The sequence below is a fragment of the Curtobacterium sp. MCPF17_047 genome (assembly GCF_003234045.1).
Classification (GTDB): domain Bacteria; phylum Actinomycetota; class Actinomycetes; order Actinomycetales; family Microbacteriaceae; genus Curtobacterium.
The window spans coordinates 132,920-146,139 of the sequence record NZ_QKSF01000005.1 but is presented as its reverse complement, the minus strand read 5'-3'; the positions used below and the strand labels follow the sequence as shown (position 1 = coordinate 146,139).

At 70.1% G+C, this 13,220-nt stretch carries 11 protein-coding genes; 3 read left to right on the top strand and 8 right to left on the bottom strand.

Annotated features, from left to right (window positions below):
• Positions 1-3 precede the first annotated feature (3 nt).
• From DEJ33_RS07110 to DEJ33_RS07100, 3 genes are read left to right on the top strand one after another with little or no spacing between them, the layout of a single operon-like run.
• Positions 4-1,134, top strand: a complete 1,131-nt coding sequence (locus DEJ33_RS07110; RefSeq protein WP_111077571.1) for a DegT/DnrJ/EryC1/StrS aminotransferase family protein — start codon at positions 4-6, stop codon at positions 1,132-1,134.
• The gene (locus DEJ33_RS07105) at positions 1,131-1,799 is read left to right on the top strand and encodes a NeuD/PglB/VioB family sugar acetyltransferase (protein WP_111077455.1); all 669 of its coding nucleotides are present in this window, start codon (positions 1,131-1,133) and stop codon (positions 1,797-1,799) included. The genes DEJ33_RS07110 and DEJ33_RS07105 overlap by 4 nt, the downstream gene beginning before the upstream one ends.
• On the top strand, positions 1,796-2,860 hold the full coding sequence (locus DEJ33_RS07100) for a UDP-N-acetylglucosamine 4,6-dehydratase family protein (protein WP_375342144.1): 1,065 nt from the start codon (positions 1,796-1,798) through the stop codon (positions 2,858-2,860). Before DEJ33_RS07105 ends, DEJ33_RS07100 begins: the two co-directional genes overlap by 4 nt.
• Before the next feature lie 50 nt (positions 2,861-2,910).
• Here the strand turns inward: DEJ33_RS07100 and DEJ33_RS07095 are convergent, their stop codons facing one another.
• The 8 genes from DEJ33_RS07095 to DEJ33_RS07060 all read right to left on the bottom strand — a co-directional run bounded on the left by DEJ33_RS07095 (position 2,911) and on the right by DEJ33_RS07060 (position 13,138).
• Positions 2,911-4,248: a right-handed parallel beta-helix repeat-containing protein gene (locus tag DEJ33_RS07095; protein ID WP_111194564.1), complete on the bottom strand. Its 1,338-nt coding sequence runs from the start codon at positions 4,246-4,248 to the stop codon at positions 2,911-2,913.
• 107 nt (positions 4,249-4,355) lie between these two features.
• Entirely contained in the window at positions 4,356-5,540 is a 1,185-nt protein-coding gene (locus DEJ33_RS07090; RefSeq protein ID WP_220034011.1) for a glycoside hydrolase family 1 protein, read from the bottom strand.
• Positions 5,541-5,560: 20 nt separating this feature from the next.
• Positions 5,561-6,430: an alpha/beta fold hydrolase gene (locus DEJ33_RS07085; protein ID WP_111194563.1), complete on the bottom strand. Its 870-nt coding sequence runs from the start codon at positions 6,428-6,430 to the stop codon at positions 5,561-5,563.
• Complete coding sequence (locus DEJ33_RS07080) at positions 6,427-8,229, bottom strand: ABC transporter ATP-binding protein (protein ID WP_258374539.1); 1,803 nt, start codon at positions 8,227-8,229, stop codon at positions 6,427-6,429. The genes DEJ33_RS07085 and DEJ33_RS07080 overlap by 4 nt, the downstream gene beginning before the upstream one ends.
• Positions 8,226-9,155 carry an ABC transporter permease gene (locus DEJ33_RS07075; RefSeq protein WP_111194562.1) on the bottom strand — a complete coding sequence of 310 codons (930 nt, stop codon included), beginning with the start codon at positions 9,153-9,155 and terminating at the stop codon, positions 8,226-8,228. Before DEJ33_RS07075 ends, DEJ33_RS07080 begins: the two co-directional genes overlap by 4 nt.
• A 58-nt stretch (positions 9,156-9,213) precedes the next feature.
• Positions 9,214-10,194, bottom strand: a complete 981-nt coding sequence (locus DEJ33_RS07070) for an ABC transporter permease (protein WP_111194561.1) — start codon at positions 10,192-10,194, stop codon at positions 9,214-9,216.
• The gene (locus DEJ33_RS07065) at positions 10,191-11,885 is read right to left on the bottom strand and encodes an ABC transporter substrate-binding protein (protein WP_258374540.1); all 1,695 of its coding nucleotides are present in this window, start codon (positions 11,883-11,885) and stop codon (positions 10,191-10,193) included. Before DEJ33_RS07065 ends, DEJ33_RS07070 begins: the two co-directional genes overlap by 4 nt.
• 95 nt (positions 11,886-11,980) lie before the next feature.
• The gene (locus tag DEJ33_RS07060; protein WP_110903762.1) at positions 11,981-13,138 is read right to left on the bottom strand and encodes a LacI family DNA-binding transcriptional regulator; all 1,158 of its coding nucleotides are present in this window, start codon (positions 13,136-13,138) and stop codon (positions 11,981-11,983) included.
• Positions 13,139-13,220 lie beyond the last annotated feature (82 nt).

Genomic DNA, 13,220 nt, shown 5'->3' with positions numbered 1-13,220 from the left:
GTCATGCACAGTCCGATCCCGCTCTCATCCCCAGACGTCGGGCTCGCCGAATCGACCGCCGTCGCCGCTGCGATCGCGAGCGGCTGGGTCGCTCCGGTGGGGCCCGACCTCGACGCGTTCGAGTGCGAGGCCGCAGCCAGGATGGGTCGGCGGCACGGCATCGGCCTCGCATCGGGGACCGCAGCCCTGCACCTCGCGCTGCTGGCCGCCGACGTCGGCCCGGGCGACGTCGTCCCCACCTCGACGATGACCTTCGCCGCCACGGCCAACGCCATCCGATACACCGGCGCGCATCCGTTCTTCATCGACTCGGTCGAGTGCGACGGGAACATCGACGTCGAGCTCCTCGCCGCCGCCATCGGGCGGATCCGTGCGAGTGGTCGACGGATCGGAGCGGTGCTCCCCGTCGACCTGCTCGGGCATGCCGTCGACTACCCCGCGCTCGAGGAGATCTGCCGTGTCGAAGGGATCCCGCTGATCGCCGACGCCGCGGAGTCGTTCGGCACCCTCCACGCCGGCCGAGCTGCCGCGTCCTTCGGATCCGCCTCGTGCGTCTCCTTCAACGGGAACAAGATCATGACCACCTCTGGTGGCGGCATGGTCTTCACCGACGACGACGAGACCGCGGCGCGCATCCGGTACCTCGCCACACAGGCGCGGCAACCCGTTCCGCACTACGAGCACGTCGACATCGGCTACAACTACCGGCTCAGCAACGTGCTCGCAGCGCTGGGTCGTGCGCAGCTGGGACGCCTCGACGAGATGATCGCCCGGCGTCGCTCGTTCCGCTCCGCGTACCGGGCGCTCTTCGAGCAGGTCGACGGCGTCCGGGTCCTCGGACGTGGCGGAGACGACCACCTAGAGAACTGCTGGCTCACGGCAGTCGTGGTCGACCCCGAGACGACCGGCTGGACGAAGGACGACCTGGCTGCGGCGCTCGCGGGCGAAGGGATCGAGACACGGCCCCTGTGGAAGCCGATGCACCTGCAGCCCGTCCACGTCGGCGCCGAAGCGGTGTTGACGGGCGTCGCCGAGAGACTCTTCCAGCACGGGCTCGCGCTGCCGTCCGGAAGTGCGATGTCGGACGACGACTTCACGCGCGTGTGCGAGACGATCCGGCGGTTCCTGCCATGACGGACGCGTCACCCGTCACCGTGATCGGCGCAGGAGGCTTCGGACGGGAAACGCTCGACATCGCGCTCGCGTGCGGACGTCCCCTCCACGGTGTGGTCGACGACGCTCCCACCGGGACAGCCCTCCGGACGTTCGAACGGCTCGGGATCCGGTTCCTGGGCGGGATGTCCGACTGGCTGCCGACGGCCCGGGGGCGGTCCTTCGTGGTCGCCGTCGGAGCGCCTGCCATCCGGTCCCGGCTCGACCTCACCGCGCTCCGGGCCGGCGCCTCAGCGACCTCCCTCGTCCATCCGTCGGCGTCGATCGGTTCGCTCGTCTCGCTCGGCACCGGCGCCGTGGTCTGCGCGAACGCCACGGTCGGATCGAACGTCTGCGCCGGACGGCACCTGCACGTCAACCCCGGAGCAGTCATCGGGCACGACGTCCACCTCGGTGACCACGTGTCGGTGAACCCGCGGAGTGCGCTCTCCGGCGACGTGCTCGTCGGCGACCGCGCGCTGATCGGTGCCGGTGCCGTCGTGCTCCAGGGGCTGTCGATCGGCCCCGACGCTGTCGTCGGTGCCGCCGCCGCCGTGACGCGTGACGTCACAGCGGGAACGACCGTCGTCGGGGTCCCCGCCCGCACACTTCCCCGCCAGCACACCATCCCCTCCGGAGCATCGTGAACCACAAGGCCCCCCTGAGCCCTGCTCGTCCAGAACCCCACCTGTCCATCGAGCACATCGACATCGAGGCTCTGATCGGGCATCACTCGACAGCGACGGACCTTGAACTGGCTGCCGACTTCCTGCGTGGCAAGCGAGTCCTCGTCACCGGTGCCGGCGGCTCGATCGGCAGCGAGCTGTGCCGACAGATCGTGCGGTTCGAGCCGTCCGAGGTCATCATGCTCGACCGCGACGAGACCGCGCTGCAGACGGTTCAGGTCTCGGTGTCGGGGCACGGCCTCCTGGACACCCGTGACGTGGTGCTGGTCGACATCCGCGACGCCGATGCCGTGACCGACATCATGCTCGACCGGCGTCCCGACGTCGTCTTCCACGCGGCGGCCCTCAAGCACCTCCCCATGCTCGAGCAGTACCCGGAAGAGGCTTGGAAGACGAACGTCCTCGGGACACGCAACGTCCTCGAGGCGGCAGCCGCGGCCGGCGTGCGGACGCTCGTGAACATCTCGACGGACAAGGCGGCGAACCCGATCAGCGTCCTCGGCCGGACGAAGCGGCTGGCGGAGCGGCTGACCGCTTGGGTCGCCGAGACGACCGGGCACGACTACGTCTCCGTCCGCTTCGGCAACGTGCTCGGGAGCCGAGGATCGATGCTCCCGTTGTTCGTGGACCTCATTCGGTCAGGGTGCCCGGTCACCGTCACGCACCCGGACGCCACCCGGTACTTCATGTCCATCCCCGAGGCGTGTCACCTGGTGATCCAGGCCGGAGCGATCGCTGCGCCCGGCGAGGTGCTCGTCCTCGACATGGGCGACCCGGTCCGCATCCTCGACGTCGCCGAACGTCTCATAGCGGAGCTCGACAGCGCGGCGGACATCGTGTTCTCGGGACTCCGGCCGGGCGAGAAACTCCATGAGGAACTCATCGGGGAAGGAGAGGCGGACCGACGACCCATCCACCCGAAGATCGCGCATGCGAACGTCCCGCCGCTCGCTCCGAGCGGACTGCGCGACGCGGCGATGGCGCAGGAGTGCCGGACTCGATCCAGCGCGTCTCATCGATGACGACGTCACACCGACTGTCCCGGCCACTCCGGACGCGTGGATGCGGGCCGTCACTGCTCTCCTGAGCGGAGGAACGTCCCGGCCCCGGCGATGGCGCGTTCGGCACCAGACCAGTCGTTCGCGAGCAACGTGAGCCTGCTGCCGCTCGCACAGACGGCACCGCTCGAGCACCGTCGACCGTCGACACCGGGCAGGACACGTGTCGCCATGACCCGAGCACTGGTCGCGGCTCCCACCTCGATAGCCACCGACTGCCCCCCGGGCTCCGGTGGAACCACACCGTGCACGGACGTCCGCGTCACCGTCGTGCGTCCGTCACAGTGTGCGAGCGACACCGCAGCACGGACGCACGAATGCAGTTCGTTGTCACTCATCACCAATGCGTGGGTGCGGGAAGCGCGGATCCCGGCATCGCTCGAACTCCCACCGAAGCCCACGATCGTGTTGCCGGTGATCGTGGCCGTCACCCGCTGACGGTCGTCCCGGACCGCGGTCCCCGCACCACGGATGACGATGCCGGACCCGGGGCCGAGCGGCGCCCGTCGCTCGAGGTGGTTGCCGGCGACGAGGACCTGCCCGCTCGCGGACCCGGCGTCGAGATCGACCGCCTGCTTCGACACAAGCACGGTGATCCCGACCCGGCAGTCCTGCACGCGGTTCTGCCGAACGGCGAGGTCGGCACCGCATCGGATCTCGATGCCCACCGATCCCCGCACTCCGGTGATGCGGTTGCGGTCGACCGCGACACGAGCGCTCCCGGGTGCGTCTCGGGAGTCTCGAGCGTCGTCGCGGGAGACGGCCACCCCAGCGGAGTCGCCGTACCCGTGGGGCTGGTGCACGTCCGCGACGGTGTTGTCGTTGACGGTCCCGTCGGAACAGGAGAGCAGCACGACCCCCGCGTGGCCGAGGTCCTGGACTGTGTTCGACTCGACCACGAAGTCCTGCACGTGCTGGAACTCGAGTGCGGAGCGGGAGAACTCGGTGATCGTGCAGCCGGAGACGCGCAGACCGCGGAACGGCGCTTCCGACGTCGCTCGTGCCCTGATGCCTCGTCCGTCACCTTGAACCGTCCCACCGGGGCCGACGAGTCGCGCTCCGGAGACGCAGACCCAGCTCGACGCGATCTCGATGGCGGTCGCGTGGTCGGTCATCGCGATCGAGCCAGCGCCTTCGAACACGAGGGCGACCGGCCGGCTCAGGACGAGCGGGGAGAACCGCTTCCAGGCGCGGGTGATGCGGAGGGTGGCCCCCGGTGGTACAGCAGCGACGAGTCCGTCGAGGTCCGGGACACCGACGTCCGACACGGTGGTCGACGTCCGGACGGGCGCTCGGGCCGATCTGTTCGGTTCGATGGGATCGCCGGGGTGGGTCAGAGGCCATGGGTCCATCTGCGCACAGTACGCAGGACCCACCCGCGCCCTCCGAACATGTCATGTGCACGGCTGCCGGAACGGGGCGGAGGTGAGTCGGGCCTCCCGTCGGTCAGGACAAGACGTCAGCTGCGACGCGTCTCGAGCGCGTTCGCACGCGCAACGCCCCCGTACCAGTGCGCCGACGGCTTCGGCGTCCGTTCGAACGTCTCGCGGTCCCAGGCGACGAGCCCGAAGGTGGGCCGGAACCCGGAGGCCCACTCGTAGTTGTCGAGGAGCGACCAGTGCTGGTAGCCGAGGACCTCGATGCCGTCCTCGATGCAGCGGTGGATGCCCTCGAGTGCACCCTGCGTGTAGGCGATCCGGCGGGTGTCGTCCGCGGTCGCGATGCCGTTCTCGGTCACCATCACGGGGACGTGGCCGGACAGCTCCCACGCGCTGCGGATGCCGTCAGCGGCGGCCTCCGGGTAGAACTCCCACCCGGTCAGCGTCGTCTCGACATCGTCCTCGACCGGCAACGGACCGGAGGGTCCGACGAACGTGCGCGTGTACGCCTGTACACCGACGAAGTCGTCGCCCGCAGCGGCCTCCAGGTACCAGTCGTCGCGCGGGTACCCGTACTCACGGAGCATCTGCTCGGACCCGGGCTCGCCGGAGGGCTTGAACGCCTGCGTCGCGACGGTCCACCCGGTCTGGAGGCCCGACACCTGTCCCAGCACTTCTCGCGACCGCCGGTGGCTGGCCAGCAGGGCGTCGGCGACGCCGAGGTCCGGGTTCGGCAGCCCGTAGGCGACGAGGTTCCGGGCGTCCTCGCCGCCCGCGAGCATCGCCGCGATGTTCGGCTCGTTGATCGTGCAGACGTAACGGACGCCGTCCTGGACGACGGGGAGCGCGGCCTCGGTGTAGCGGGCGAACAGGTCGGCGGCGTCGGGGGCGCGCCAGAAGCCGTCCCGCTCGAACCAGCGCGGCACGGTGAAGTGCATCAGGGTGACGATCGGCTCGATGCCGAACTCGTGGCAGGCCTCGACCATGCGGCGGTAGTGGTCGACCTCGGCGCGGCTGACGAAGCCGCGCTCGGGCTCGATGCGGGACCATTCGATGCTGAACCGGTAGGAGTTCAGACCGAGGTCGGCGGCGATCCGGATGTCCTCGCGGTAGCGGTGGTAGCTGTCGGCCGCGTCGCCGGAGGGCTCGACGATCGTGGTGTCCGGCTCGTGCTCGTGCACCCACCAGTTGCTGTTGACGTTGTTGCCCTCGATCTGGTGGGCGGCGGTGGCGGCACCCCAGAGGAAGCCGTCGGGGAAGTGCAGCGAAGTGATGATGGTGCCTTTCAGTGGGCGGACAAGAACCGATCGAAGACCTCGACGGTTCCCTGCGGGTTCTCGATCTGGGGTCCGTGGTAGCTCGCCGGGACGACCTCGTACTCGGCGCCGGTGTCGGTCGCCATGGCGCGCTGCCACGGGATCGGCCAGGCGCCGTCCCACTCGCCGTGCGTGACGAGGACGGGCAGCCCGGTGGCGCGGAGTTCGGCGGAGCTGTCGGTGTGGTCCTCGAGGATGTGCCCGCCGGCGATGACGCTGAGCGGGCTCGTGGCGTCGAAGCGCTCCCGGACCATGCGGACGTCGTCGGGGAGCTCAGCGTCGGGACGACCGGCCCAGAGCGGGTTCGTGGCGTCGAACAGCGTGCGGTTGTTCCCGCCGGTGTCGTGCATGATCGTCAGCTCGGTGACCTTGCGGTACGGCCAGCCGTACGGGCCGGAGCAGAACTGCACGACGTCGCGGAACGCAGCCGGGTCCTGGATCGCGGCGGCGCGGACGATCACCCCGCCGAGGGAGTGCCCGACGAGGTGCACGGGAGCGCCGTCGTCGAGCAGCCGGGCGACGCGGACGACGTCGGCGGCCTCTTCATCGAGCGTGTAGCCGCGGGGCTCCGTCGGCGCTGCCGAGTCGGCCTGCCCGCGCCGGCTGATCGCGACCGCGGTCCAGCCGGCGTCCCGGAGGAGCGGCATGAAGGTACGCCAGTCCTCCTTCGACCCGGTGTACCCGGGGACGACGAGGACGACGCCCTTGCTCGGACCGGACGGGACGACGCGGTAGGCGGTCAGTCGTCCGACGGGCAGGTCGATGCCGACGACGTCGACGCCCTCGGGGGTGGGCAGGTGGCCGAACGGCGGGACGGTGGGGAACGCGTGCAGGTTCATGGCGCCAGTGTCCTGCGCGGGTTCGGCACGGCGTCCAGCAGCGCGACCGTGTAGTCGTCCTGCGGGTGCTGCAGCACGTCGGCGGTCCGCCCCCGCTCGACCACGGCACCCTCGTGGAGCACCATGATGTCGTCGGTGATGAGCCGGGCACTGAGCAGGTCGTGCGTGATGTAGAGGAGCGAGACACCCCACTGCTCGCGCAGGTCCTCGAGGAGCGCGAGCACCCCGGCGCGGAGCGTCACGTCGAGCATCGAGACCGGCTCGTCGGCGATGATCACCTGCGGATCGCTCGCGAGCGCCCGGGCGATCACCACGCGCTGCCGCTGCCCGCCGGAGAGCTGGTGCGGGAGCTTCTGCGCGAACTGCTCCACAGGTGTCAGGCCCACGGTCTCCAGGAGCTCGAGCACGCGACGGCGGGCATCGCGCCCGCGGAGACCGGTGTAGTTCACGACCGGACGGGTGAGCGTGTACTCGACCGTGTGCAGCGGGTTGAGCGCCGAGTAGGGGTCCTGGAACACCATCTGCACCTCGGAGCGCAGGTCCCGCATGCCGCGGCGGCCGAGCTTCGCGACGTCGAGGTCGCCGAACTGGACAGTGCCCGACGTCGGCTTCTCGACGCCGGTGAGCAGCTTCGCGATGGTCGACTTGCCGGAGCCCGACTGGCCGACGAGCGCGAGGGACTGCCCCGGCTCGAGTGTGAACGACACGTCGCGGACGGCGCGGACCGGGTCCTCACCACGACGGGGCGGGGCGTAGGTCTTCACGAGGTGGTCGACGACGATCGGGTTCCGCGCCGCGCTGCGCTCCCGCGAGCCGACCGTGCTGAACGACGAGGTCGCCTGCTGGCGCTTCTCACCCGACGCGGCACGGAGCGAGCGGTCCGGGAAGCCGGGCAGGCTCACGACCGACGCGCGCGGGTCCGCGTAGTGCGAGAGCAGCATCTGCGTGTACGGGTCCTGCGGGGCACGGAGCACCTCGCGCGAACCGCCGTCCTCGACGATCCGGCCCTCGTGCATGACGAGGACGCGCTCGGTGGCCTCGAGCACGATGCCGAGGTCGTGGCTGATGAGCACCGCCGTGAACCCCTCGGCCCGCTGCAGCTCGATGATCGTGTCCATCACCGCGTGCTGCACGAGGACGTCGAGCGCCGTGGTCGGCTCGTCGAACACCATGAGCTGCGGCTCGAGGGACAGCGCGAGGGCGATCGACACGCGCTGGCGCATGCCGCCGGACAGCTCCCCGGGGAACCGCGCGAGCATCGAGTCGGGGAGCTTCACCTTGCCGACGAGCTCCCGCATCCGGCTGTCCCACCGCTCGCGGGGGACGTGGCCGTGGGCCTTGAAGACGTCGATGAAGTGGTTCCGGATCGTCCGCACCGGGTTGAGCGCGTTCATGCCGGACTGCAGCACCATCGCGAATCCGCCCTGGCGCTGCTGCCGGAGCTCCTCGTCGCCGAGGTCGCGGATGTCCTTCCCCGCGAACACGATGCTGCCGCCGTTCGTCCGCGCCGGGGGCTTCTGCAGTCGGGTGAGCGCGTAGCCGAGCGTCGACTTGCCGGAGCCGGACTCGCCGACCAGCCCGACGAACTCGCCCTTCCGGAGCGAGAACGACACGTGGTCGACCGCCTGGACGGCGGTCTGCCCCGACGACTCGTAGACGACCGACAGGTTCCGGACGTCGAGCAGGACGTCGGATCCTGCGGAGTCGGTGGTTCCGTGGGACGTGTCGGACGGGAGGCCCGTGGCGGCGCCGGTGCGTGCCTCCAGTCCGGTGGTGGGGACGGGACGTGCGCCGCTCATGCGGTCGCCTCCTTGCGCTTCGGGCGCGCGCCTTCGCGCAGCCGCGGATTGGACACGGCATCGACGCCGAAGTTGATCAGGGTGAGGCTCATCGCGAGGAGGGCGATGCAGAGCCCCGGGGCGAACAGCAGGATCCACTGGCCGGTGAGCAGTGCGTTCGAGTTCTGTGCCCAGTAGAGGATCGTGCCCCAGCTGACGATCGAGGAGTCGCCGAGGCCGAGGAACTCCAGGCCCGCCTCCGCCAGGATCGCGCTGGTCGCCGCCCCGAAGAAGCTGCCGACGATCAGGGACGTCATGTTCGGCAGGATCTCGCGGAAGACGATGCGGGTCGCCCCCTCGCCGGAGAACTGCGCGGCCGTCACGAAGTCGCGGCCGCGGAGGGACTGCGTCTGGCTGCGGAGCACACGCGCTCCCCAGGCCCAGCCGGTGACGACGATGACCGCGATGATGACCGCGATGCCGCCGTTCTGCAGGTACGCCGCGATCACGATCATGAGCGGCAGGCCCGGGATCACCAGGAACAGGTTCACGATGAAGCCGATGACCTCGGCCACCCAGCCGCGGACGTAGCCCCAGCTGAGCCCGATCGCGACGGCGACGAGCGTGGACAGGATGCCCGCGACCGCGCCGACCATGACCGAGATGCGGGCGCCGTAGATCAGCTGGGAGAGGACGTCCTCGCCGGCGGCGGTGGTGCCCATCCAGTGGTCGGGCGTCGCGTCGGCGGACCGTGCGAAGCCGTTCTGGCTGGCGCCGTACGGGGCGAGGAGGGGCGCCAGGATCGCCACGAGGACGAACACGGCCAGGATGATGATGCCGATCCGGGCCTTCGTGTTCGACCAGACGACGCCGAACTGGCGAGCGGCTGACCTGAGCTTGCTCGGCGCCTGGGCTTCTTCTTGTGTGCGTACTGCGACGGTGGTCATCGGCGCGTCCTCGGGTGGGGGTTGTGAGCGGGGCACGCCGCTCGTCGCGAGTTGCGGGTCATCGGCGCGTCCTCGGGTCCAGGACGCCGTACAGCACGTCCACGATGAAGTTGGCGATGAGCACCGACACGGTGATCATCAGGAAGAGTGCCTGCATGAGCGGGTAGTCCTGCCCGATAACGGCGTTGAACAGCAGGTAGCCGATGCCCGGGTAGCCGAACACCTGCTCGACGAGCACCGAGCCGCCGACCACGCCACCGAGGGCCAGGCCGAAGCCGGTCAGGTTCGGCAGGATCGCGTTGCGCGCGGCGTAGCGGATCGCGACGGTCCGGCCGCGCAGGCCGTTCGCCTCGGCGAAGGTCACGTAGTCGTCGCCGAGCGTGTTGATCATCGCGTTCCGCATGCCGATGATCCAGCCGCCCAGGCTCGTCACCAGGATCGTCACCGCCGGCAGGACCGCGTGCTGCAGGGCATCACCCACGAACGCTCCGGAGAGGCCCGGCGTGGTCGTCGCCGAGTACGCGCCGGTGGTCGGGAACCAGTGCAGGACGTAGCCGAGGAAGAACAGCAGGAGCAGCGCAGTCCAGAAGTACGGGAAGGTGGACATGAAGCTGCCGGACAGGGTGGGGAGCGAGTCGAGCCAGGTGCCGCGCTTCCAGGCCGCCGCGATGCCGATCAGGGTGCCGAGGACGAACGCCAGGATCGTCACGACCCCGACCAGGATCAGCGTGTACGGCAGGGCCTTCCCGACCAGGTCGCCGACCGGCTGCGGGTAGAACGTGTAGCTCGTCCCGAAGTCGAGGGTGACGACCTGGTGCAGGTAGCTGACGTACTGGTCCCAGAGGTTCCCGGTCGGGACGCCGAGCTGCGCCTCGATGGCCTTGCGGGTGGCGTCGGTGACCGGGCCGTTCTGGCTGAGCTTCGCGAGGGCCGCGTCGCTCGGGCTGCCCGGCATGAGGCGCGGCAGCACGAAGTTCAGCGTGACCGCGGCCCAGAGGGTCAGGACGAAGAGGACGAGTTTCTGGACGATGTACTTCACTTGCCCTGCTCCTGGACGATCGCGCGCCCTGCGGCGCTGTCGCGCAGCCGGAGCTTGGTGAAGATGAGCAGCGGTGCCGAGTCGTAGTTCTGCGGGGCCATGTAGGGGTCCTCCGCACTCGGCCAGCCGACGAACTTGCCGGTGTTGAACAGACCCCAGAGGCCGCCGTGGTACATGCCGATCACGGGCAGCTGGTCGTACACGATCGTCTGCAGCTGGTCGAGGATCTGCTGCTGCCGGCCGGTGTCGGTCGTCGCCTTGTACTCGTCGAGCAGGCGCTGCGTGGCCGGGTCGCGGTACCGCTCGTAGTTGTTGACGGTGGGCTTGCCGACGGGCTGGTAGAACTCGGTCGACATCAGCGAGTTGAACGCCTGGTACACGTCGCCGTTGCCCATGCCGCCCATCGCCATGTCGAAGTCACCGTTGTTGATCGCCTGCTGGTACCCGGCGGGCTGCGGGGCCTTGATGGTCACCGCGACGCCGATGGCGGTGAGGTCGCGGCGGACCTCCTGCGCGGCACGGAGCCAGTCCGCGTAGCCGTTCGCCGTGGTGATCGTGATCGCGAGCTGCTTGCCGTCCTTGACGATCTTGCCGCCCTGCTCCACCCAGCCGGACTTCGCGAACGCGGCCTTCGCGGCGGCGACGTCCTGCGTCACCATGCCCTTGTCGGGGATGTCCGGGTTCGCGTACCGCTCCTGGTTCGGCAGGATCAGGCCGGTCTGGGCCGCGGCGGTGAGGTTGCCCTCGGTCGCGGTCTCGGCGATGTCGTCGCGGTCGAGGGCGAGCGAGATGCCCCGGCGGACGTTCACGTCGTCGTACGGCGCCTTCGTCAGGTTGGGGATCAGCCCGATCACGCCCCCCGGCGGGAACCACCACGTGTTGGTGCGAGACGCGGCGCCCCACGTGCCCTCGACGTCGGAGATGAACGAGTACGACCAGTCGTAGCCGCGGGTCACGGTGTCGAGCTGCGTGTTCGTCGCCGGCAGGATGAGGTGCTCGATCGCGATCTCGTCGGCCTGCCAGTACCGACGGTTCTTGTCCATCGAGTACTGCTGGTCGGTGTAGTTGCCGAGGACGAACGGGCCGGTGCCGATGGGGTTCGGGTCCCGCCACGTCGTCGGGTCCTCCACCTTCCCCCAGTGCCGCTCGCCGAGGATGTACGTCTGGCCGATGATCGTCAGGCTCGGGACGTCCTCGGACTTCAGGTGGAAGACGACGTGGTCCCCCTGCTGCTCGATGGTGTCGATGTGCTGCCAGGCACCCTTGACGTCCATCGCGGGGAACTTCTTCAGCAGGTCGAACGTGAAGACGACGTCCTTCGCGGTGAACGCGTCACCGTTCGACCACTCGACACCCCGGCGGATCGTCATGTCGATCGTCTTCGCGTCCGGCTGTTCCCACGAGCTGGCGAGCCACGGGTTCCGCTTGCCGTCGAGGGGGTTCACCTCGATGAGGGGCTCGTACATCCACTTCGACGCCGTCCGGGCGTTCGTGATGTACGGGTTGAAGTTGCGGTCGAACAGCGGGTTGCCGTGGTCGGCGTTGATGAGCATCGTGTCCTTGCCGATGCTCGGGTCCGGCTCCGACCGGACCTGGATGCTGCAGCCGGTCGCCGTGAGGGCCACGACCGCGATGCCGGCGAGGGCAGCGGCGAGGCGAGCACGGCGGGTGCGCTGTGGGGGAAGCGTCATTGCTCGGTCGACCTCCGTGTCGAGTGGGTACGAGGGTTAATGTATGCGCTTACATCGCGGTGCGCAAGTCACGGCCCGTACGTCGCGCAGCGACGCTAGAGCTCCGGCGGGCAACTCTCGCGAAGCAGCACCTCGACGGGCAGCCGGACGGCACGCGGTGGCCCCTCACGGCGGTCCAGTCGGTCGACGATCGCCCGGACCGCCGCACGCCCCAGGTCCCCCATCGGCTGGTGCACGGTGGTCAGGCGCGGGGTCGAGTACCGCCCCGCGTCGATGCCGTCGAAGCCCGTCACCACGACGTCGTCCGGCACCCGCAGCCCGCGCGCCAGGACCGCGTCGAGCACGCCGAGCGCCGACTGGTCGTTCGAGCAGACGATCGCCCGCGGCACCCGCTCGTCCAGCAGCGTCCGGGCCAGCTCACGGGCCCGGACCCGACCGAAGTCGCCGTGCACGGTCCGGACCGCCGTCGGCGCGAGCCCGTGGTCCTCGAGCGCCCGCCTGAACCCGGCGGTGCGCTCCTGGTCGTCCGGGGAGTCCACCGGTCCCGCCACGTAGGCGATCGACCGGATGCCGAGCCGTCCGATGACGTGGGCGGCGAGGGTCCGCATGCCCGCGGCGTTGTCGACGCTGATCGAGTCGAAGCCGCGCGAGCGCCGGTCGTCGGCGAGCACCACCACCGGGATCCGGCGGGCGACGTGTTCGAGGAGCTCGTCCGGCACGGTCTGCGCCAGGACCGCCAGCCCGTCGACCCGGCCGGCGACGTCGTTCACGATGACGTCCCGCGACGGACCACGGCCGGCCGCCACCATCAGCGCCAGCCCACGCTGCCACGCCTCGGTCTCGGCGCCGCGCAGCACCTCGTCGAAGTACAGGTTCGAGGACGTCGGCTGGGTGACGTGCCGGCGGTCGTCGACGATGCGCACACCGCCGTCGGTGACGACGTCCGGCCGTTCGTCCGGCACGACGTCGAACCCCGGCAGCAGCAGACCCACCACGCCGGTCCGGCGTCCGGCCAGCGCGCGGGCGTTCCCCGAGGGGACGTAGCCGAGGGAGCGGATCGCGGCCTGGACACGGTCCCGGGTGCCCTCGCGGACGGCGTCGGGCGTGCGGAGGACGCGGGAGACCGTCGCGATCGAGACGCCCGCGGCCGAGGCGACGTCGTACACCGTGGGAGGTGCGGTGCCCTGCGTGGTCACGCCGTGCCTCCCGTCGCGGTCGGAGCCGCGGGCAGCCCGCCCGGCGACGCCGACCATCCTAGGCAGCGTCGGTTCTCCACAGGTCCAGCCCGGGGCCTTGCGGACGACAGCGCGCAGGACGACACTGGCCCGACCAACA

Excerpts from the sequence above, each read along its gene's own strand:
- DEJ33_RS07110 (WP_111077571.1), top strand. The coding sequence starts at position 4 with ATGCACAGTCCGATCCCGCTCTCATCCCCAGACGTCGGGCTCGCCGAA.
- DEJ33_RS07105 (WP_111077455.1), top strand. The coding sequence starts at position 1,131 with ATGACGGACGCGTCACCCGTCACCGTGATCGGCGCAGGAGGCTTCGGA.
- DEJ33_RS07095 (WP_111194564.1), bottom strand. The coding sequence starts at position 4,248 with ATGGACCCATGGCCTCTGACCCACCCCGGCGATCCCATCGAACCGAAC.
- DEJ33_RS07085 (WP_111194563.1), bottom strand. The coding sequence starts at position 6,430 with ATGAACCTGCACGCGTTCCCCACCGTCCCGCCGTTCGGCCACCTGCCC.
- DEJ33_RS07080 (WP_258374539.1), bottom strand. The coding sequence starts at position 8,229 with ATGAGCGGCGCACGTCCCGTCCCCACCACCGGACTGGAGGCACGCACC.
- DEJ33_RS07075 (WP_111194562.1), bottom strand. The coding sequence starts at position 9,155 with ATGACCACCGTCGCAGTACGCACACAAGAAGAAGCCCAGGCGCCGAGC.
- DEJ33_RS07065 (WP_258374540.1), bottom strand. The coding sequence starts at position 11,885 with ATGACGCTTCCCCCACAGCGCACCCGCCGTGCTCGCCTCGCCGCTGCC.
- DEJ33_RS07060 (WP_110903762.1), bottom strand. The coding sequence starts at position 13,138 with ATGGTCGGCGTCGCCGGGCGGGCTGCCCGCGGCTCCGACCGCGACGGG.